The sequence below is a fragment of the Bombilactobacillus mellis genome (genome assembly GCF_000967245.1).
Taxonomy (GTDB): Bacteria; Bacillota; Bacilli; order Lactobacillales; family Lactobacillaceae; genus Bombilactobacillus; species Bombilactobacillus mellis.
Map to the genome: position 1 here is coordinate 587,351 of NZ_KQ033878.1, position 22,419 is coordinate 609,769.

The window sequence follows — 22,419 nt, forward strand, 5'->3', positions numbered from 1 at the left end:
ATAGCTATTGCTCTGATCCATATCGTTCAGAAATAATTTGTTTTAATGATTTCCCTCTAGTTTGTGGAGTCCAAATTACCCCGATTAATAGAGAAATCAGAAGAAGGACGATCATTACCGTACCAGCTACTTTGAAGCCTAGACTACTTAAAATCATTGGGAAGATGATTGACCAAACACCGGCTGTACCACGAACTATGAAAAACATAATACCTTGTGTTCCAGCACGATATTTTGTAGGAAAAAGCTCTACCGCCCATAGAGCATACCAAGCTTGAGCACCTATACCAGCTGATAAGCCCCAAATAATAACAAAGGACCATAAAGCTACCCAACCAAAACCAATATAAGTTAATATTATCCAGGCAAGGACTGCCATGATTGCTCCAAGAAAGAAGAAAAATCTTTGATTAATTTTGTCGCCGAAAAGTGCAAAACCAAAATATCCTGAAAGGGCCGTGCAACCCCATAATACAGCTTGCAGCATATTAGCTTGTAAACTAGAAAGTCCGCCGACAGTTTGATAAACATAAGGCATAAAGAAACCCATAGCTCCAGCAACCAAGTTCCAAAAAACATATACCCCACAAAGAAACAGCAAACTCCAAATAGATACTTTACTAGAAAATAAATCACGATAAGGATGTGGTTTAGTATTAGTTAATTTTTCTCTTCTTTTTTGATCAAGCCAATCCTGAGATTCTGGTAACTTTCGTTGTAAAAGCCAAGCAATAAAAGCTATCACTGTTAATACAGCAAAGAGTATTCTACTGCCCATTAATCCCATCGGTGCTAGTAAGGTTCCCGCTACAAAAATAATTACCGGGCCCATAGACCAAGAAAACTGCGATATTCCTATATCATGCGCGCGATTTTCATCACCTGAAGTTTCACCAATATAAGTCCAAGATGCCGGAACACCCGCACCTACTGCCATTCCTGTAACTAAAAAACCTAAAAGTAACATAGGAAAATTAACAGAAAAAACTACGATGATAGTACCTAACATATATAAAAGCATGTCGTAGGTATAAATCATTTTTCTGCCATATTTGTCCGATAAATGACCACCAAAAATAGCTCCAATAGCCGATCCAAATGCATTTGCACTAAGAGCACCTAAAAGCCCTACTTGAAAGCTGCTAAGGTTAAATTGTCTTTGCCATAAGGTCAAACCAGAAGCTCCAGCAACGATTGAGCCGGAGTCTAAGAAGTTAGTTAAAGACACAGCCCAAGTTGATGCATGTGATTCTTGATCCATTAAATACACATCCTTTGATTAATTTTTCAAGAAATCGATTTCTTACCTTGATTGAAACATATTTTTAGTAGCGCTTACAATAACAAGGATTAACTAGTTGAGTGACAAAATCACATTATTTATTCTTTATTATCAGTATCTTTTGGTGTCACTGAGCAGGTTCAGAAATTTTCTTTTTTTACTCAAAAGATACCCCAAAATTAGAGTCAAGTCCGCAATTACTCAGCAAAAGACAGACAACACAATCGTGGAAGATGCATAGATGATCAACGTTAGTACATAACTGCCAATACCATCACCTCAAGCTTGGGCTAATTTCGTACAAAGAAATTAACGCCATAAACGATTCCATCTTTGCAAAATACTGTAAAGAATGGGCGTTAATCTATTACATCGGCTATAAAGGCTTAGACCATTTGCTTAAACATACCGGAAAGTAGCAAGAAGTAATATCGATAAATTATAAATTTTCATAAAGTACATTAATAAACATCAAAAATCAAACAAACTATTAGTATTCTCTTTTTCCAAAGCTTTTATTATTAATATTTTTTCCATCGCACCTACTTTGATGGAAAATTCTCTTGTAGAATCACTTAAATATATATGTAAGATTCGTAATTAAGAGATCAATTATGGCGGTCAAATCCTTTTTGGTAACATTAGCCGCTTTTTAGATAACTTTTCCTGTAACTAAAAAGCAATTATTACAACTAGAAAGATACTTTATTCTGAAATTAAAAATCTAAAATATTATTATTACTTTTATCTATGAACCATTGTGTCAGATAGCGCTTACAATAACATGTTTGCAGAAGTTTAGTAACAAAATCACATAATTTAAAATTGGCTTATTGATTTATCAAATGAAAAGTATCACAATTAAATCTGGAAATCGATTACAAGAATATAGGAGATGCTAGGTTATGAAGATTAAAGCTGCGGTAGTAGAAAAAATGGGTGCTAATTTTACTATCAAAGATAATATTGATTTACATGAAGTTGGCCCAACCGATTTGCAGATTCACATGGTTGCCAGCGGAATTTGCCATTCTGATGAGGCTATCCGCAAAGGCGATGCCGACTTAGGATACCCAGTTATTTTAGGACACGAAGGTGCTGGCATTGTAGAAAAAGTGGGAGAACAAGTTTCTAATTTTCAAGTAGGCGATCATGTTATTTTATCTTTTTATGCTGACGGAATTTGTGACAAATGTTTAAGAGGCATCCCCACTCAATGTCGCCATTATGGTGATTACAATCTTTCCGGTGTTCGTGCTGATGGGGAAGATCATTTCCAAGAAAATGGCCAGCATATATCAGACATGTTTAATCAATCATCTTTTACTACTACTACAGTAGTTGACCAGCGGAATGCTGTCAAAATTGATCCAGATATCGATTTACGTAAAGTGGGACCTTTAGGTTGTGGCTACGTTACTGGTTCAGGTACAGTTTTTAATACTTTGCAACCTAAACCCGGGGATACCATTGCTGTTTTCGGTACTGGCGCTGTCGGTCTAGCTGCTATGATGGCTGGACGCATTTCTGGTTGTACGAGGGTTATTGCTGTTGATATTGTACCCGAGCGTTTACAATTAGCTAAAGAATTAGGTGCTACACATACCATTAACAGCAAAGAAGCAGATGCGGTTGCTCAAATCAAAGAATTAACTAATGGTTATGGTGTTGATTGGACGGTAGATACTACTGGCGTTAAAACTGTTATTACAAATGCAGTACAAGCACTGGCGCAAGGTGGGACTTGTGCTGCTATTGCAGTTACTCCACAACTGATTCAAATCTCCACTTGGAATGACTTATGCGTTGATGATAAAAAAATCATTGGTGTTAATATGGGTGATTCCATTCCGCAAGTTGATATTCCACGTTTAATAGAATTTTACAAGTTAGGAATGTTTGATTTCGATAAAACAGAAAAATTTTATGATTTTGAAGACATAAATCAAGCAAATGCAGATTCCGTATCAGGTGAAACTATCAAACCTGTTTTAATCATTGATAAGGATTACAAGCCTAATAAATAAAGGATTTAATAAGCTAAATAGCCCTCTTGTTTGTTAAAATAAACGAGAGAGCTATTTTTTTATTAAAAGGCTGGTGAATAATTATGAATCCCAAAATAGTTGCATTATTAATGCATAAAAATGATTTGGAAAAAAAACAACTGCAGACCCATCAATTTATCAACGACATGCCTCCAGCTGCTTGGGATAAGCGACAAAAAATACCTATACTTAAAGAAGATTACTTTTTAGACAAACAAGCAGTGTATATCAGTAAACATAATCGCTTTGCCCCCTATCCTTTACACGGGCAAAAATTTTTAGAAATCAATTATATGTTTTCAGGTTCCTGCCAACAAGTTGTTGATGGCGCTAAAATACAATTAAAAGCTGGTGATATTCTTTTAATGAATGCGGGAGCCAAACATTCTATTTCTGCTCTAAATGAACAAGATATTCTTATCAATGTTTTATTCACAAATAAGAATATTACTTTTAAATTACTTCACGATATCCATAAAAGTAATAGCCTTTCCTATCAATTTTTAGCCGATGTGTCATTAGGAAATCCCCTATCTCAAAACTATATTATTTTTACCAAAAATAAGAATTCAGATATTAAAATCACTATGGATCAAATGATTGAAGAATACTATTTAAAAAACAGCTATTCCAATTCTGTTGTCGAATCATATCTGAACATTCTACTCATTAAGATTATCCGTCATCATCCTATGCCAACCCATAAAATTATTAATGCTAAACAAAAACTTATTTTTAACATTCTTCAAGATATATCTCAAGATTATCAAAACATTACTCTTTCAGACCTGGCTAATAAATACGGCTATAATAAAAATTATCTCAGTAACTTAATTACTAAAATGACCGGGAAAAATTTTTCTAGTCTCAAAACTCAAGAACGTATTATTAAAGCCAATGAATTATTGACTTCAACTTCTTTACCAGTAAGAACAATCATGGATACCGTCGGTATTACTAATAAAAGCTTCTTTTATAAAAAATACAAAGAATACTATAACAAATTACCCGGAGATCGCTATTTACCAAAATTATAACTATAAATCCTGTTCAATCTGCTGTTTGGTCAAAATTACCTGGTTAATAAAATCCTTAAATAAGCTGTCATTTAGCCGATATTGCGGTGTACTTACACTAAAAGCAGCAAATAGTTTATTATATTTTTCAATTGCTGCACCAATACAAACAACATCCTCTTGATTTTCTTGATTATCAATTGCATAGCCATTATTACAAATATCCCGCAATTGAACTTTTAATTGTTCAATATTTGTTATTGTATATTTAGTTAGAGATAATAATTTATTGCGAGAAAAATATTTATCTAGCTGAGCAGCTGTCATAGTTGCCAATGCGGCTTTGCCCATGGCTGAACTATATAATTCCATGGTATCTCCTACTTGGGAATTAAAATTAATAGGTTGATCACCATTTAATTTTTGCAAAATAAAAATTTTATCATGATCTACAATTCCTAGATTCACTGTTTCATTAGTAAAATTTTTTAACTGGTCCAGATATTTGTAAGCACTCTTACTAATATCAAAACTATTTAACGTCTGATTTCCGTATTTAATGAAAACAGTGCCTAAATAATATCTTTTATTTTCCTCATTTCTGCGCACATATTTAATATAAGTTAAAGTAGTTAAAATTTTTAAAATGGTAGGTTTGGAAACTACCAATTTTTTCGAAATCTCGTTTAAAGATAAACCATTTGTGGAATCAGCTAATAAATCCATAATCTGTTTAGCTTTTAGAATTGAAGTACCATATAACTTATGTTCCATACCTATGTTAGTTTCCCTTATTTATTTTAATTTAATGATTGATTATATAATATAATCAATTATTAGAAAAATTCCTGATTAACTGAGGATAATAATCTTGATATAAAGTCGTACAAGCTCAATTAAAAGATATAAACATTATTCCAACTCTGTTATCGAATCTTATTTAAATATCCTCCTTATACAGATCATCAGGCATTATCTTATGCCAACTAAGAATTTAATTAGGTCTAAGTAGTCAATTATTTTTAATACTTTCGAGGATATTACTCAAAATTATTAAATTAGCACCACATTTCATTTATCCCGTTATAATAAAAATTATTTTAGTGATTTGATAAAAATCGCAGAATAACGTTTTTCCAAGTTTAAAGTAATTGATCTTTTTTGATCGCTTTCTAAAAGAAAACTATGAGGATTTTTTACAATCACTATGTTTCTTAACTAAAAATAATTTATTAATAATATTTATCACTTTATTATCTAACTAAATAGCCACCGTCAACTGCTAGAACATGACCATTAACATAATCAGCTGCCTTACTAGATAGAAAAACTGCGACTCCCATTAATTCTGCTGGTTCTGCCCAATGGCCAGCAGGAATTCGATCTAGTATTTCTTGATTACGAGCTTTATCCGCGCGAATAGGTGCAGTATTGGCAGTTTTAATATATCCAGGAGCAATAGCATTAACTTGGACATTATAAGCACCCATTTCACTAGCAAAGGCTTTAGTTAGTCCGGCAACACCATGTTTAGAAGCGGTATATGACGGAATAAATTTACCACCTTGAAATGAAAGCATTGAACCGATATTAATAATCTTGCCGGATTTTTGCTCAGCAAAAATCTTGGATGCTGCCATAGACATATGATAGACAGCATTCAGATTAATATTAATTACGGCCTCCCAATCTTCATCTTTGGATTCTAATAATGGATTTCGACGAATCATTCCCGCGTTGTTAATTAAGATATCGATATGACCAAAGGTTGCCAGCGCTTTTTGAACCACTTTATCAGCAGCCCCAGATTGTGTTAAATCAATTTGCATGAACTCTACTCTTTGACCACGCTTTTCAATCATCGAGCCAGTAGTAGCCCATCCTCGCCGACTATGAGCAGGAATAAAAAGATCTGCTCCGGCTTCCGCTAAAGCGACAGCATAACCCTGTCCTAAGCCGGTATTACCACCTGTGATAATAGCTGCTTTACCATGCAAATCAAAAAAATCCATTTTAAATTTGTCTAACGCAGCTTCATTTTGTTTAATTTCTTCCGCTGACTGTTCCATAAGTAGTCTCCTTTTCCATTAAAAATTAGCGCAATTCATGCATTGGTATTTCATCCATATCATCATAGGTTTGGTTTTCACCACACATAGCCCAAATGAAGGCATAATTGGTAGTTCCAACTCCACAATGAATCGACCAACTTGGATTAACGACAGCTTGCTCTGGTTCTAAAAATAGATGCTTAGTTGCATCAGGTTTACCCATAATATGTACCACCCGTGTATCAGGATTACTAAATTCACAGTACATATAGGCTTCCATTCTTCTTGCATGAGTATGAGCAGGCATTGTATTCCAAGAGGATCCTGACTCTAATACTGTATACCCCATTTGTAATTGGCAAGTATCCATTTGAGAAGCATCAATATACTTATAAATTGTTCGTTTATTCATATGCTCCTGATCACCTAAAGTTTTTTGCAAGGCATTAGCAAATGGTAACTTTTTATTAGGATAGGTTTTATGTGCCGGAGTAGAAACTACATAAAATTTAGCGGGGTTATTAGCATCAGCAGAGGCAAATTTCAATTCCTTAGTGCCTTTACTAATGTAGTAGCCATCATGAGTAACAATATTATCCTTTTCACCATCAATCATGATTGAACCGCTTCCACCGATATTAATAAAACCCAACTCTCGACGTTGTAAGAAATAATCCACTCCTAATTCCTTACTCAATTTAATTTCCAGTGGTTCTGTCGTTGGAGTAACCCCACCAAAAATCATGCGATCATTATAAGTATAAGTTAAAAGAATATCACCAGGATTAAAAATTTTCTCCATCAAAAATTCTTGCCGCATTTTTTCTGTATCATAATGCGCAATATCTTCCGGACTATGTGCATAACGTGTTTCCATTTTAAACGCCATTTTTTTGCCTCCATAATTTCTATATAAGAAATATAATTTCTTTTTTATAATATAATACTAATACCCCTTGAACAAATTTCAAGAAATTCTTAAATATCTTTTGTTGTTTAATGTTGTTAGCATGGGATAAGTTTGTCTTTAAAATTAATTAGTCTTTAATGATAACAAGGGCACAATTCCTACTGAAAAAAGCAATACCTCAAACTAATCTTCTATATTAAATAAAAAAATAATGCCTTTGTAATATCAATTATAAAAATCAATAATTACAAAGACATTATAGTTGTAAAACAATTTCTTATTAAAAATCTCGCTAATTCACAAAATATTATTAATTAACGATCCAGATCATCGATACTCGTATTTAGTGGTTGATGGCGGGCAATACAAATACCATCCACCCCCATTATTAGCGCCAGTAATGTATATACCAGAAAAATTCCAACCCACGAATGCGTCCAACCATTGATGATGCCACTAAAAACTGGACCACAGGCAGCTAAAACATAACCGCAAGACTGGGCAATTCCGGACATTTGTGCAGTTTCAATGACTGAACTAGTTTTTCTTTGAAAATAAACGACACACATACTAAAGGAAGCTCCTGAAGCCACTCCTAAAAGAATAGCCAGCAAAACATTAGCAATAAAATTCTTTTGAAATAGCAATAGACCGATTATCCCGATACTAAAACCGCCACCCATTAGGCAGCTAATAAAATACATACCTGAACGTTTTCGAGCAATTATTGGTGTTAACAAGGATAACGGCATTCCGCATAATTGAAAAAGAGTAGCTAACAGGCCGCTAGTAGTAGTGGAGAATCCACTTTCAGACCAAAATGACGGCAGCCACGTTAAAAGTGAATAGTAAAGTAACGATTGAGCGCCAAAAAAGAAAGTAATCATCCAAGTTAAAGGATATTTAAGTAAACTACTTGCACGAGCAGAATGAGTGGTAGTTTTTTTAGTATTATTTTCTTGCGGTACACTACGAATGGCTATGAACCACACGAAAAGTGCTATCACTCCGAATAAAGAAATTAGAGCCATTGCAGAACCTAAGCCCACTTTCTGAGCTATTGGCGCTGCTGCTCCCGTACCTAAAGAAGCAACAAAACCCATCATAAAAGTATATAAACTGGTTAAAACCACGGTTTTACGGGGAAAATATTCCTGAATAACCGCTGGTAACAAAACATTCCCCCCAGAAATACCAATTCCGACTAACATAGTAGCCAACAACAAGAGCCAGCTATTAGGTATTATTCGTAAATAACTGCCTATTACCAAAAAAATTAAAGATCCTAATAATACACGCGTATTCCCATGTTTAACACCAAAACTAGCAATCAGCGGTGATAATAAAGCAAAAATAAGTAAAGGAATAGTTGTCAATAAACCGCTCATATTAGTAGGAAAACCCAATTGACTTTTTAACCACGGAATTAGCGGTGGCATCATAGTAATGGGTAAACGCAAATTGGCTGCAATCAACAAAATCCCTGCAGCCAACCAACAGTAACTCTTTTTTCGCACACTAAAACACTCTTTCTTCCAAAAATATAAATACAAATAACAATTTTACTAAAAAATAATCACTTGAAGCAATCAAAATGCTTAAAAAGGGTCACTATTTTTGAATATTAATAAATCTCCAACTGCTAAAACTTTCCACAATAATTATAATAATAGTTTCTACTATCAAAAACAATAATAGCTGAATAATTTTAAAAATCCATTATTAATTAATGTCTAATCTGTTTATTTACAAAAATCCCATTGAGCTAACTTGTGCGGAACCGCAGCAATTAACGGATCCAATTCTTGGTTAGCCACAATAGTTAAACGGTGCATTGCTCGAGAAGTGATCGTATAAAGCAGCTGTCGATCTTGAGGTTGAAACTCACCTGCCGTGGCATTCCACATTATTACGGCATCAAATTCCAGTCCCTTAGCCAGATAAGCAGGAATGACCAAATCCCCAGCAGCTAAACGCTGATTTTCAGATCTAATTAAGGTCAGATTAACTTTTTGTTGCCGTAATCTTTGACTTAAGTTTTGCGCTTGGGCCAAATCTTTGGTAATAATGGCGGTAACATAATGATCTTTCTGATTCTGCCGCAACTGTGCAGTTGTTTCTTGGAACATGGTTGTAGCAGAAGCTGCTACTTTGATATTCGGTAAATCGCCTTGACGGTCAAACGGAATGATTTTTTCTCCCACGGTCAACAAGTTTTTGGTGAATTCAGTTATAGGTTTAGTTGAGCGGTAGGAATGAGTTAATTGAACCACCCGCGTTTTTTCAGGAGCAAAAAGATGAGTAATCTCTTTGAGCAAAGTTTGTGAATTATCATGTGTCAAAATTGCCTGATTCAAATCTCCTAGCATTGTATAACGAGCTCGCGGGAAATTATATTGTAAATAAGCTAATTGAAATGGAGTATAATCTTGAATTTCATCAATAAAGACAAATTTCATGGTTAAATCACCATGGTGCCCGGTTATTAAATCATACAAGTATAAATACGGTGAAACATCAACTAAAGTAATCTTTTTTTGATTCCAGTAATCAACAAACCGCTGCACATATGCTTGCCAATCAACTTGGGTAATTTTGTAATCTGCTAAATTTAATAAGTTGGGGACTAATTTCAAAAATTCATAATAAGTGGCGGCGCTATTAATAAAACTATTATGACGAATCCGCTTGACCACCGGCTTAAAGGCCTGTAATACTAACTTGCGCGCCAAAAAGCGGGTTTCTTCATCGCCATTTTTAAATTCTTGATCCGGCCGATCATACAGTTGCTGTAATTCTTCCGGACTCAGATTCTGAATCTGTTCTTGTACCCACTTTTTACGCATTTCAGTACTTACCTTGCGCTGAACAATTTTCATTAAGGCGTCTCTAGTGCCATCAATCCGGTTTAAAAGCGTATATTGTGCCCCAAAGCCATAATAAATTTCCGCTATTTTGTCGCGTGAAATCAGAACCTTGTGCCGAAAGTATAAATTTCGAAAATGAACTCCACCAGAATTTAACCGCTGGGCATAATGAGTTTCAAATTGAAAGAAAGCTAGATCACTAACTAATTTTGTTACAGCAGAGAAGTTATGCTGTTGCCGATCTGTAAATTGTTCATACAAATTCTGCACCTGCACTTGCGGGAGACGTCGAGCTACGTATTGTAAGTAAGTCATTTGCACCATATTCTGCTCGCCCATTTCTGGCAATACTTGGCTCACATAATCATTAAAAAGCATATTAGGTGAAAACATCAATACCTGACTAGAAGTCAATTTCTTACGATAGCGGTAAAGCAAATAGGCTATTCGTTGCATAATTGCTGAAGTTTTTCCGGATCCGGCAGCCCCCTGAACAAATAATAAATCAGAATTAGTATCACGAATAATTTGATTTTGTTCCCGCTGAATTGTAGTCACAATGCCCTTCATTTTGGTTGAGGCATTATTTTGCAAAGCCGTCAAAAGCATTTGATCGCCAATTGTTTCTTGCGTGTCAAATAAAGAAACAATTTTACCTGCTTCAATAATAAATTGCCTTTTTAAAAAGACATCTACTGCTTGCTCGCCATCAGGAGTTTGATAAGTAACACGTCCCAGATTACCATCATAATAAATCGAAGAAATTGGTGCTCGCCAATCATAAATTAAAAAATGATTTTGAGAATCGGTAAAGGAAGCTAAACCAATATAAATAGTTTCCGGTTTACCACTGGGCAATTCTCGAAAATCAATACGGGCAAAATAGGGATTTTTTTCTAGTTTTTGTAAGACACTCAGCTGCTGACGTGATCGCTGCCAAGCGTTGTTACGTTCTGCCAACATTTGTTGTTGTTGATGAATCGATAAGGCTCCCGCCATGGAAATCGAATCGTCTCCTACACCAATATGAACATCATCACCAAAGGTACGATTAATATCGGCAATATCGGCCTGAGCATTCTGTATACTACGTTGTAATTTTTGCTTAGCTTGACTAATTTGCTTAATAATAGTATCTAAATGTTGTTGCTCTTGCTCTTTATTATTTTCTACCATAAATATCACTCCGGGCTCTTCTCCAATATTAACGAAATATTTTAGCATAGCTCAAGAGTAAATAATAGTAATAAGCAAATAAAAGTAATTTAGTTATTCAGATATCTTTGCCCTTTGGAAAAAATTTAGGCCTAATAAAAAAGCTAAGAAAGACACTCCCAGCTTTTTAAGATAAATTGCATTAACCTTAGAAAACAGTTTCTACTTTTTTTAGTAACATAATGTTAATCCCGCTAAAAATAATTAATCCTAGTCCTACTAAAGTCATATTAATCCAAATTAAATTCAGATCATTTAAAAAATTCCCCGCAAACATCAAATATATTAAATTAACGATATCGGAAATGACATAAACAGCTATAACCATAACTAAAATATAAATAATGACTTTGACTAATTTTTGAGCACCTCCAGGAATGTAGTTTAAAATTAATGAACTGGTAAAATCTATTAAATGAAATAAGATAATTATCAAAATTGGAGACAACAAACCGAGCAATAAACTACCGCTGCTCCCACTAATAAAATCTCCATTCAATAATACTCGATAATCAAAGCCGTTAATTACTGCTCCGGGAATTACAAAAAAGGCTACTACTAAACTTAACATCAGTAAAATAAAATGAATTACTTCTACATAAATGGAACCTAGTAAAATAGTTAATAGATTAGCAATATATAACTTACTAGTAGCAACTGGTATCAAGCGGAAACGATTGCTTTTCATAAAATTTTTGGATGATAATGCCAAACGAATAAAATAAACAATCATAAATAAAGCAGACCAGCCTGCAATATTTGCCAATAAACTTGCTGGCCAAACTTTCCGGGCAGCTCCAGAAAACATACTTAATATAAAAGATACAAGAACTACTAATAAATAAAATAAAAAAGTTTTCGTCAGCATTCGTAACTGTTCTCTTAAAGTTACTTTTAATACTTGGGATAATTTAGTCATTTTTTGTTCCTCCTGTTTTAGTCACATTTAGGATTGGCTCAACGAGTGGTTTCAACTTTTGGCAGTAAACCAAGATTGATGCTTCCAATTATGACTATAAAAATTACCATTAGACCGTCAGTCATCCAAAACGAGGGTGCTTGCTGAAGAAAATTCCCCTGATATAGTGAATACAAAATTCGTACAATATTAAAAATCACATAAACGACTAACATAATAACAACCACATAAACTACTAGCTTGACCATCTTTTGAGCCCCACCCGGCACATAATTAAGAAGGGTCGTGCTCAAAAAATCAACTAAATGTACTAATAAAATAATTAAAATCATTGCTAAAATAGAAAGCAAAGTACTACTCAATCCCCCCGAATAAGCAGAACCTTTTTTAAATCCTAACCAGAAACCGGATCGAAAATCAGCGCCAACCTTATTATGAGGAAAACCTAACCACAAGATAATAATAGAAAGTATTACTGCCACCCATTGGCAAAAAGAAGCATAAACAACTCCAATAACAGAACTGCTTAAATCGGCCAAATACAATTTAATATCAGAAATTGGAATCAAACGGAATCTGTTACTTCTTAAACAATTACGTGAAGAAACAATAATCGCCACCAAAACCACAATTTCAAACACCGCTATCCAAAAAAGAATATTAAAAAATAAACTCAAAGACCAATATGGTCGAATCCTTTGAGAAAATAGAGTAAGTAGAAAAGAAATGAATATTACCATTAAGTTAATTAATAATAACTTGTTAAGTAACCGCAGCCGATTTTGAGTAGTCACTTTGAACAAAGCAGCAAAGCTAGTCATAATCCTCGTCTCCCTTATACAGGCTTTCGAAATAATTTTCAATGGAGAGATGTTCCTGCTCTAAAATATCTTCTGTAGAACGATGCTCTAAAATAGTTTGTCCTTTAATAATAACTAATTCATCTAAAACATTGGCAATTTCTTCTAAATGATGACTGCTAATCATCACTGTTGCTTTTTCAGAAACCCAATTGAGCATTCCTTGAATAATTTGTTTCCGGCTCATGACATCAATTCCACTAAAGGGTTCATCCAATAAATATAAAGAAACCTGTCGTGCCAAAGTAAGAGCAATAATTAAACGTTCTTTAGTCCCTTTAGATAATACTGCTAAACGATCCTTATTCTGCAATTTCAAAAATTTCGCTAATTCTTGATAACGGGTTTGAGAAAAATCCGGATAAACTGTCTGATAAAAATAAACAATGTCTTCGATACTAGTTTGATTATTAAAGCCTAATAACTCATCAGAATAACTAACAGCAGCTTTTTTCATCACCTCATCGCTAGAAGCAGCAATCGTAATTTCACCTTGATAATTTTTAGCCACCCCGGCTATGAGGCGCATTAAAGTAGTTTTACCTGCCCCGTTAGCTCCAGCTAAACCAATAAAATGGCCCGTAGTTAACGTTAAGTTAACATCATGGAGAATAGTCTTATTATTTTTGCGGTAATTTAAATTATTAATTTTCACTAGAGTTGTCATTTTTTTTCATCCTCTCTGCTAAATATATTTTTAAATAATAAAAAATCTCACCCTGATCTAAGCCCATCGCTGTCAAAGATTCATACATATCACCAATTGTTTGATTAATTAACTGCTCTTTTAATTCATCAACTATCTGTAAATTTTCGGTCACAAAATTACCTAATCCGCGTTTGGTAACAACTACCCCTTCTTGCACTAATTCATTAATCGCTTTTTGAATCGTATTAATATTCACTTCTAATTGGACAGACAAATCCCGAACAGATGGTAATTTAGCTCCTAAGGTATATTTGCCGGCAATAATCTGCTGATTAATCAAACTCTTGATTTGCAAATAGATAGGAACGTTATCTTTAAATTTCATAATCTCCCTCCCTACACTCTGTACTATTGAACTATAACACTATAAAAGTAATTTGCCAAGTGAAAATCTGCTTTTAAGCAAAAATCATTAAAAAATTGTCCGCTGTCTTCTTTTACTATTAACTCCTTCTCATTTTTGATATGATAGATAAAACAAGAAAAGAGTGAAAATATGAAACAAGGAACAACAATTATTACTCTAGATAATGGCTATCATTTATGGACAAGAACCGTTGGTCACGGAGATATTAAATTACTTTGTCTTCATGGTGGACCGGGAGGTACTCATGAATATTGGGAAAATTTTGGGGATGAATTAGCAGACTTAGGTGTGCAAGTCTCCATGTATGATCAATTAGGTTCTTTTTATTCTGATCAACCCGATTATAGTGATCCGCAAATTGCAGCTAAATATCTAACTTATGATTATTTTTTGGAAGAAGTCGAAGAGGTTCGACAAAAACTCGGATTAGATAATTTTTACCTCATTGGTCAATCATGGGGCGGTTTGCTCGTTCAGATGTATGCTGTTAAATACGGCCAACATCTTAAAGGCGCTATTATTTCCAGCATGGTAGATGAAATTGATGAATATGTCACCAACGTCAATCAATGTCGTTTACAAACTCTTGGAGCTGACAAAGTCCATTACATGCAAAAAATAGAACAAGAAAATAACTTAGATGATCCAACTTATCAAAGTTATGTCGACATTTTAAATGCTGAATACGTTGATCGTAAACAACCCGAAGCTATTCGGCACCTAGTGTCTACCATGGCTACTGACGTTTATAACGTTTTTCAGGGTGATAATGAATTCGTAATTACGGGTAAATTAAAAGATTGGCATTTTCGTCAACATCTCCATGAAATTAAGGTTCCTACTTTATTGACTTTTGGCGAACATGAAACAATGCCATTGACTACTGCAAAAATTATGCAACAAGAAATTCCTCATGCACGTCTAGAAACTACTCCTAATGGTGGCCATCATCATATGATTGATAACGCTCCAGTTTATTTTGCGCATTTAAAAAAGTTTATTCGTGATGTTGAAGAAGGCAATTTTAACGATTAATTTTTTTATTTAGAAACTAATCAGCTCTTTTGAGTCCTTTAGTAAGCAATCATTGAAAAAAGCATAATTTATTAACACCAATTTGGCAGAATATTACCTTGTTGTAGCTAAATTTTGGTATTAGTGACTCTGTTATGGTGGAACTTTTTTAATGTCTGGCATGGACTGGTTAAATTTTAATTATAATTTGCAATCCTAGTTTTTGCCCTGCGTACAATAGGTGATTTCAATGCTGCAGGATTATTTAAGCGTGAACATGATACTTTGTTTGGTTACTGGGACACTCATCTATACACTCTACTTTGTATTTTAATTATTGTTCTTTACAGCTAAAAATCATTATTCAATTTGAACAGTTTTGCAACTGCTCAATAAAATAAAAAAGCGTCTCTTTAAGAGGCGCTTTTTTATTAGGATTATTCTTTTAGTTATTAACATCAATAACTACTTTGATTACTGATTTGTCATTATTTGCACGTTCAAAAGCCTGCTGTACGTCTTGCAGAGGATAATGAACTGATACAATTTCCGGAAATGAATTATCAGGTTTAGATACATTGGCGATAGCTTCTTTAATATCTTTGGGAGTATAAATAGCTGAACCTAGAAAGCTCGTCTCATTCATTGCCAAAGATTGTGGTTTAAAGGTTACTGGTTGATTTCCCAAAGCTACAATTACGAATTTAGCACCAAATTTGGCTTGTTCTACAAATGCATTCATATACGCTGGCAGACCTACACAATCGATATAAACATCTGCACCTAGTCTTTTATCACCCATTAATCCTGTACCGCTACCAAATAGCTCCGTAATTTTTTGTGAAAGATTTTCTTTTTGACTATTAACAACTTTCACTCCTAATTTTTTAGCAAAGTCTAAACGCTTATCATCTATATCTACTACTAAAACATCATCTATGCCTTGCTGTACTAAACCTGAAGCACAGGCCAGACCTACTGGTCCAGATCCATAAATGACAAAAGATTGTCCCTTGTGCGGCCTAACAACATTCTTACCATGAATTCCTACGGCATAAGGTTCAATCACAACTGCACGGTCAAAGCTCAGATCCTGTGGTAATTTAAAGACATTCCAGTCTAATTGAGCATTTTCTACCAGATCATATTGTGATAAACCACCCGCCATCGCCAGCATTCCCGGCTTACTCTTAGCTTGCGTCGGGTTAATAAAGACATGGTCATTTACTTGAATATCTTTCACATTACTGCCTACTTCAGAAACAATACCTACAAATTCATGACCAATAGCTGATCCGGCATAAATACCGATTTCATCGCCGCCCAAATTATAAGCATGTAAATCCGAGCCGCAGATTCCATTACGCATTATCTTAACGACAATATCATTGCTTGCCGCTCGAGGTTTTGGTAAATCTTCTACAGTAATATTTTTTATACCTTGATAAATAGCTGCATACATTTTGCTCACTCCTTCACTAAAACTTCAATATTAGTATAACATAAGCCAAGGAGAGCCTTGAATAGTCTATTCAATCAGAAGGATGATAAAAAAATTGTTCAGCAGTGTAGTTGAACCTATTTTAAATTTTGTAAATACTTAAAGGCTTGTTGACCCGCTTGCCGGCCAAAAACAACGGTTTCAGCAATTGAATTACCACCAATCCGATTATTTCCGTGTAAACCGCCAGTCACTTCACCAGCAGCAAATAGTCCTGGAATAATTTGACCATTTGTTTGTAAAACTTGAGTTTTCGTATTAATAGCTAAACCACCCATCGTGTAATGAATCGCTGGTGCCACATGAATTGAATAATATGGCGCCTGGTTTAAGGGCTGCTCCATTCCTGTTTGGCGGCCAAATTGTTGATCTTGCTGCCAAAGTACAGCTTGATTCCATCTTTGAACAGTTTCTTGCAAGGTTTTATTATCAAACTTATTTTTTGCAGCTAACTCTGCCCAATTTTGACCACTTTTGACCAGGCCAACTTGATCATAGAATTCAATCGCCGGTACCCGCTTTCGTACATTTTGGTCAAAAATTAACGTAGCCCCATTTTCCTGCAGATTGTTAATAGCTGTCGTGACGTTTTGCCGGGTTTGCAGTTCATTAACAAAGCGCCTGCCCTGCTTATCAACCAATATTGCTCCTTCACCGCGGACAGCTTCTCCAATTAAATATGGATGTTTCCCATCTTGTTGTACAGTTGGATGAACTTGGATTTGCTCCATATCAACCAATTGGGCCCCTAATTTCTGAGCCAACAAAATCCCGTCCCCTTGAGCTCCTTGTTGATTAGTCGTTTTTAAGGCTGCTAAATTCGGACAATATTTTTTAATCATTTCCGTATTTGCTCCAAAACCGCCGGTTGCTAAAATAACAGCATTAGTATTAATAATTTGGCTTTGAGCATTACTTAAAATCTTTACCCCTTTAATTTGGCCTTGCTTTTGAAGTAATTGAGTTACTGTAACATTAGTAAAAATTGGTATTTGAAATTGAGCCATTCGTTTTAACAGACCAGTAATTAAATAGTTCCCAATGGGAGCTAAAGAGGCTGGGCGATGTGTCCGTTTTACTTTCATACCCCCAGTAATCGTTAAATCCTCTAAAAAGATCCCTTGCGCTGACAACCAATCTATTGCTAAAGCACTATGCTCTGTAAAATAATGCAGTAATTGCGGGTTATTTTGACAACCGCCGCCCTGATAAACATCATTGTAAAATTCTTCATAACTGTCCACCACTTGATGTTGGAGTTGAACATAAGTTTCAGCTGCATTTAACCCGGAAGAAGCGCGCTTGGTATTCCCGCCTAAAGAAGACATCTTTTCTAAGATAACCGGCTTAATCCCCAGTTCATAAGCTTGCAGAGCGCTTGTTAAGCCACTACTACCAGAACCAATAATAACAACATCATAATAATCTTTTAAGTGCTTTAACGATTGTGGTTGAAATTCAGCTTGGGTTGTCATTTTTATCTCCTATTTTTATCAATATTGGTCATTTTTAGTGGATCTACCCACTGATCAAATTGTTCTGCTGTTATTTTACCTGATTGTAAAGCTGCTGTTCTTAAAGTCAGTCCTTCCTTTTCGGCTTTTTGAGCAATTTTTGCACTTTCATGATAGCCGATATGCGGTGCTAAAGCCGTTACTGTCATTAAAGAATTAGCTACTAATTCCTGCATGCGGGTTGAATTAATAGTTATGCCTGCAATCATCTTATCTGCAAAACTTATCATAGTACCCTGCAATAATTGCGTGGATTCTAAAAAAGCACTGATTAAAACAGGTTTATAAACATTCAATTCAAAATTGCCTTGACTGGCGGCTAAATTAACAACGACATCATTCCCCATCACTCTGACTGCAGCCATAGTAATAGCTTCTGCTTGGGTCGGATTTACTTTGCCCGGCATAATCGAAGACCCGGGTTCATTAGCAGGAATGTTTAATTCATGATAGCCAGCCCGCGGGCCACTACTCAAAAAGCGAATATCGTTAGCTATTTTCATTAAATCGGCGGCCAGGGTTTTTAAAGCGCCATGGATGACATTTAACCCAGAATGAGCTGCCAAAGCGGCAAATTTATTAGTATGAGCCGTAAATTTTATGTCATATAGTTGACTCATTTGCGCAGCAATCTGATCGGCCAAATGCGGTGCAGCATTTAACCCGGTGCCAACTGCCGTGCCGCCAATAGCCAGCTCATTTATAGTAGGAGCTAAACCATGTAAATACTCCCAATCATGTTCCAGCATACTAATCCAGCCGCTTATTTCCTGCCCAAAGGTTAACGGCGTAGCATCTTGCAAATGCGTTCGGCCAATTTTTACAAGCCGCCAATATTGTTTTTGTTTTGGCTGCAATTCGGCAATTAAATGCTGTAAAGCCTGCATTAATTTTTGCAGTTCTAAGGCAGCGGCAATATTCATAGCGGTCGGAAAAAGATCATTGGAACTTTGTCCTTGATTAACATCATCATTTGCCAAAATCGTAATATTCGGATTAATTCGCTGAGCTACATGAGCTACTACCTCGTTCACATTCATATTGGTTTGAGTACCTGACCCAGTTTGATAAACTACCAAAGGAAAATGTTGGCGTAATTGTTCATCATTTAAACTCAATAATTGATCCACAGCAGCCCCAATTAAATCGGCTTTGGTTGAGTCTAGCAGCTGTTCCTTGCCATTGGCTCTGGCAGCGGCCTTTTTAATTTGTAGCAAAATTTTAATAATTTCCAAAGGCATCTTGGTACCTGTAGGAAAATTTTGGCGACTGCGTTCAGTTTGTGGTCCCCACAAAGCCTCTTGCGGAATTTTCACCAGTCCTAAAGTATCTTCTTCTATGCGATAACCCTTCATTAAACATTCCTCCCGTTACTATTATTATAGAATAACAATATTTAATAATACTAAGTAGCTCAAATAGAGAAATAACTTTTATTTAGTGATATTTATTATTGGAATATTTGTTAAAATAAAAGGAAAGCACTATATTTTTAGGAGGCTAATTATGAAATATACAGTTTATTTGTTGCGTCATGGTCAAACTTTTTTTAATCGTTATAATAAAATGCAGGGTTGGTCAGACAGCCCTTTAACTCCTGAAGGAGAAGAAGTAGCCCGTCAAGCCGCACAAAAGCTTAAAGATGTTCCTTTTACGGCCGCTTTTTCGTCTGATGCCCGACGGGCCATTGATACTTGCGAAATTATCACTAATGCGAATATTAATAAAGATCAACTACATCCTACCAAATTAATTAATTTTCGCGAAGAATTTTACGGTTATTTTGAAGGGATGTTTTCTCCGGAAGCTTGGTATATGACCTTGAAACCTCATGGTTTAAAAACTTTTCAAGAAGCGGCGGAAAAAGTCGGTTTAGATCAAGCCAAGGATTATATGAAAGAAGCCGATCCGTTTCATGATGCCGAAAATGCGGCTGAATATTGGCGCAGAATTGACACCGGTTTCGAATATTTAGACAATATTGCGCATGAAGGCGATAAAATTTTACTCGTTAGTCATGGTACTACTATTCAATCAATTGCTATGAAATACGGTGATAATTCCTTTAAGGTAACTCAAGGTCCGGCCAATTCCAGTCTTACTACGGTAATCCGAGATAATGGTCACACTACCGTTACCGATTATGCTCACGAACTGATTTGATGCCAAAATTGCACAAAACTTATCAGGGACTGGGAACTCTCGTTCATTTAACCCTGTTTGGCCAGCCATGTGCGTCAGATTTGGAACAGGCAAACAACTTAATTCAACATTATGAAAGTCTTTTTACCATTAATCGGCCTCATTCTGAGATCGTAACCATTAATCAGGCAGCGGGTAAACAACCGGTTCAAGTCAGTGATGCCACTTATGCATTAGTTAAACAGGCCATTTTACTTAGCCGGCAAAATTTTGGCTTTAATGCTTTTATCGGTCCTTTAGTAAAGCTCTGGAATATTGGTTTTAAAAATGCCCATGTTCCTACTGCTGCACAAATTCAAGCACGTCTTGGACTTACCAATCCTTTTAACTGTGAATTCAATGATGAACAAGAAACCATTTATTTACAAAAAGCGGGAATGCAATTAGATTTAGGTGCGATTGCGAAAGGATATATTGCTGATCGAATTCAAGATTTTTGGCATTCTTTAGGTAAAAAGGCTGGCATTATTGATTTGGGCGGTAATTTATTGTTAATGGGAGCTTCACCTTTACGAGCCAATCATCAGTGGTCGATCGGTATTCAAAATCCTCTGGCTCCTCGCGGTCAAGTGTTAGCCACTGTACATTTACCTGCTTGTTCTGCAGTGACTAGCGGTATCTACGAGCGTACGCTTAATGTTTCCGGTCATATCTATCATCATATTTTAAATCCGCAAACCGGCTATCCGCATGTTAATAATTTATCTAGTGTAACTGTTTTTTCTAAGTATTCTCTTGATGGTGAAATTGAAACTACACGTTTATTTTTTGCTGGAAAACCCATTAAAGCTTGGGCCCAGACTAATCCGAATATCTACGGAGCTATTTTTGTAACAAAAAATAAAAAGATCATCTTGCAAAAAATACCACCCACAGCGGTAACTTTACTAGATGATCACTATCAAATCCTCGAATAACGACTTCTAAAATTCAGCTTTAAAGCTGAATTTTTTTAACCTTTTCCTTCGGCAAAAGCCGGATATAATGTCATGCCGCCATCTACAAAAATAGTCGCTCCTGTCACATAACTTGATTCCTTAGATGCCAACCAAGCGGCAGCGGCTGCTACTTCTTCCGGCTTACCAATGCGTTCCATTGGTATTAAAGCAATTGTTTCTTTTTGATTAGCCGCATCAGCTAACTTTTCCGCATTAATTGGGGTATTAATTGCTCCCGGAGCAATACTATTAACGCGGATTTTTCTTTTGGCATATTCCAGTGCTATCGTCTGCGTAAACATTTTGCCACCGCTTTTAGAAACAGCATAATTAGTAAAGCCTGGCCAAGGAATGCGTTCGTGGACAGAAGACACATTTATTACATTTCCAATTTGATTATGCTGCAAAAAATAGCGAATGGCCGTCATCGAACCCAAAAACAACCCGTTTAAATTAATATCAATAACTTTTTGCCATTCAGCAAGCGTCATCTTTTCAGTAGGGATATATTTCTCCACACCAGCGTTATTAATCCAAATGTCCAACTTACCAAAAGTTTGCAAAGCGGTATGTAACAAATTTTGGACATCATCTTCTTGAGAAACGTCTCCCTGAACAGCTACAGCCTGGCCGCCATGTTGTTCAATCTGTTCTACTACTTCTTGGGCTTCCTGTTGATTAGAATGATAATTGATAATTACTTTCATCTGTTCTTGAGCTAAACGTTCCGCAATCGCACGGCCAATCCCGCGAGAACTGCCTGTGATTACTGCAACTTGATCTTTGAGATCTGAATACATAATTTCCCCTCCCTTTACGAGAAATTATATAACAAATACTGCTGATTATTTATTCTAAAGACTTGGTACTTTTTTTCTTGAATTTCTTAATTTCGGAGTATCAATAATTTTAGAAACAATCAAAAAAGCATATCTGTGATTCATCAAGATATGCTTGTTATCGATTTTTACTGCATGATTAAAGATTATAATAATTAATCTAAAAA

19 protein-coding genes are annotated in these 22,419 nt (G+C 35.4%); 5 read left to right on the top strand and 14 right to left on the bottom strand.

Features of this window, described 5'->3' with window-relative positions; translation table 11 throughout:
* Positions 1 to 4: 4 nt before the first annotated feature.
* The gene (locus JG29_RS06965) at positions 5 to 1,261 is read right to left on the bottom strand and encodes an MFS transporter (protein WP_045923228.1); all 1,257 of its coding nucleotides are present in this window, start codon (positions 1,259 to 1,261) and stop codon (positions 5 to 7) included.
* 926 nt (positions 1,262 to 2,187) lie between these two features.
* On the opposite strand from JG29_RS06965, the gene JG29_RS06970 reads away from it, so the two are divergent.
* Together JG29_RS06970 and JG29_RS06975 are read left to right on the top strand one after the other, a co-directional pair.
* Positions 2,188 to 3,309 carry an NAD(P)-dependent alcohol dehydrogenase gene (locus JG29_RS06970; RefSeq protein ID WP_045923229.1) on the top strand — a complete coding sequence of 374 codons (1,122 nt, stop codon included), beginning with the start codon at positions 2,188 to 2,190 and terminating at the stop codon, positions 3,307 to 3,309.
* A gap of 83 nt (positions 3,310 to 3,392) precedes the next feature.
* Positions 3,393 to 4,367, top strand: coding sequence for an AraC family transcriptional regulator (locus tag JG29_RS06975; RefSeq protein ID WP_045923230.1), 975 nt, complete (start codon positions 3,393 to 3,395; stop codon positions 4,365 to 4,367).
* Here JG29_RS06975 and JG29_RS06980 read toward each other — a convergent pair whose 3' ends face one another.
* From JG29_RS06980 to JG29_RS07020, 9 genes are all read right to left on the bottom strand, one after another.
* The gene (locus JG29_RS06980; RefSeq protein WP_045923231.1) at positions 4,368 to 5,120 is read right to left on the bottom strand and encodes an IclR family transcriptional regulator; all 753 of its coding nucleotides are present in this window, start codon (positions 5,118 to 5,120) and stop codon (positions 4,368 to 4,370) included. It lies immediately after the preceding gene.
* A 479-nt stretch (positions 5,121 to 5,599) separates the two neighbouring features.
* A complete protein-coding gene (gene kduD, locus JG29_RS06985) occupies positions 5,600 to 6,415 on the bottom strand; it encodes a 2-dehydro-3-deoxy-D-gluconate 5-dehydrogenase KduD (protein ID WP_045923232.1) in 816 nt (271 codons plus the stop codon).
* A 25-nt stretch (positions 6,416 to 6,440) separates the two neighbouring features.
* Complete coding sequence (kduI, locus tag JG29_RS06990; RefSeq protein ID WP_045923233.1) at positions 6,441 to 7,286, bottom strand: 5-dehydro-4-deoxy-D-glucuronate isomerase; 846 nt, start codon at positions 7,284 to 7,286, stop codon at positions 6,441 to 6,443.
* Between the two features lie 335 nt (positions 7,287 to 7,621).
* Positions 7,622 to 8,824 carry an MFS transporter gene (locus JG29_RS06995; RefSeq protein ID WP_045923234.1) on the bottom strand — a complete coding sequence of 401 codons (1,203 nt, stop codon included), beginning with the start codon at positions 8,822 to 8,824 and terminating at the stop codon, positions 7,622 to 7,624.
* Between the two features lie 225 nt (positions 8,825 to 9,049).
* On the bottom strand, positions 9,050 to 11,350 hold the full coding sequence (gene helD / locus JG29_RS07000) for an RNA polymerase recycling motor HelD (RefSeq protein WP_045923235.1): 2,301 nt from the start codon (positions 11,348 to 11,350) through the stop codon (positions 9,050 to 9,052).
* Between the two features lie 187 nt (positions 11,351 to 11,537).
* A complete protein-coding gene (locus JG29_RS07005; protein WP_045923236.1) occupies positions 11,538 to 12,308 on the bottom strand; it encodes a hypothetical protein in 771 nt (256 codons plus the stop codon).
* Positions 12,309 to 12,346: 38 nt separating this feature from the next.
* Positions 12,347 to 13,129: a hypothetical protein gene (locus JG29_RS07010; protein ID WP_045923237.1), complete on the bottom strand. Its 783-nt coding sequence runs from the start codon at positions 13,127 to 13,129 to the stop codon at positions 12,347 to 12,349.
* Entirely contained in the window at positions 13,122 to 13,835 is a 714-nt protein-coding gene (locus JG29_RS07015; RefSeq protein WP_045923238.1) for an ATP-binding cassette domain-containing protein, read from the bottom strand. Before JG29_RS07015 ends, JG29_RS07010 begins: the two co-directional genes overlap by 8 nt.
* Positions 13,813 to 14,202 (bottom strand): GntR family transcriptional regulator, encoded by a 390-nt coding sequence (locus JG29_RS07020; RefSeq protein WP_045923239.1) that lies wholly within the window; start codon positions 14,200 to 14,202, stop codon positions 13,813 to 13,815. The genes JG29_RS07015 and JG29_RS07020 overlap by 23 nt, the downstream gene beginning before the upstream one ends.
* A gap of 171 nt (positions 14,203 to 14,373) precedes the next feature.
* Here JG29_RS07020 and JG29_RS07025 point away from each other — a divergent pair, with 171 nt between their 5' ends.
* Entirely contained in the window at positions 14,374 to 15,279 is a 906-nt protein-coding gene (locus JG29_RS07025; protein WP_045923240.1) for a proline-specific peptidase family protein, read from the top strand.
* Positions 15,280 to 15,703: 424 nt separating this feature from the next.
* On the opposite strand, the gene JG29_RS07030 is transcribed toward JG29_RS07025, so the two are convergent.
* The 3 genes from JG29_RS07030 to JG29_RS07040 all read right to left on the bottom strand — a co-directional run bounded on the left by JG29_RS07030 (position 15,704) and on the right by JG29_RS07040 (position 19,628).
* The gene (locus JG29_RS07030; RefSeq protein WP_045923241.1) at positions 15,704 to 16,720 is read right to left on the bottom strand and encodes a zinc-dependent alcohol dehydrogenase; all 1,017 of its coding nucleotides are present in this window, start codon (positions 16,718 to 16,720) and stop codon (positions 15,704 to 15,706) included.
* Positions 16,721 to 16,836: 116 nt separating this feature from the next.
* On the bottom strand, positions 16,837 to 18,234 hold the full coding sequence (locus JG29_RS07035; RefSeq protein ID WP_045923242.1) for a flavocytochrome c: 1,398 nt from the start codon (positions 18,232 to 18,234) through the stop codon (positions 16,837 to 16,839).
* Between the two features lie 2 nt (positions 18,235 to 18,236).
* A complete protein-coding gene (locus JG29_RS07040; protein WP_045923243.1) occupies positions 18,237 to 19,628 on the bottom strand; it encodes a class II fumarate hydratase in 1,392 nt (463 codons plus the stop codon).
* A gap of 151 nt (positions 19,629 to 19,779) precedes the next feature.
* Between JG29_RS07040 and JG29_RS07045 the strand changes: the two genes are divergently transcribed.
* Together JG29_RS07045 and JG29_RS07050 are read left to right on the top strand one after the other, a co-directional pair.
* On the top strand, positions 19,780 to 20,436 hold the full coding sequence (locus JG29_RS07045; protein ID WP_194239480.1) for a histidine phosphatase family protein: 657 nt from the start codon (positions 19,780 to 19,782) through the stop codon (positions 20,434 to 20,436).
* On the top strand, positions 20,436 to 21,392 hold the full coding sequence (locus tag JG29_RS07050) for an FAD:protein FMN transferase (RefSeq protein ID WP_084232639.1): 957 nt from the start codon (positions 20,436 to 20,438) through the stop codon (positions 21,390 to 21,392). Before JG29_RS07045 ends, JG29_RS07050 begins: the two co-directional genes overlap by 1 nt.
* Before the next feature lie 35 nt (positions 21,393 to 21,427).
* On the opposite strand, the gene JG29_RS07055 is transcribed toward JG29_RS07050, so the two are convergent.
* The gene (locus JG29_RS07055; RefSeq protein WP_045923244.1) at positions 21,428 to 22,213 is read right to left on the bottom strand and encodes a glucose-1-dehydrogenase; all 786 of its coding nucleotides are present in this window, start codon (positions 22,211 to 22,213) and stop codon (positions 21,428 to 21,430) included.
* Positions 22,214 to 22,419: the final 206 nt, after the last annotated feature.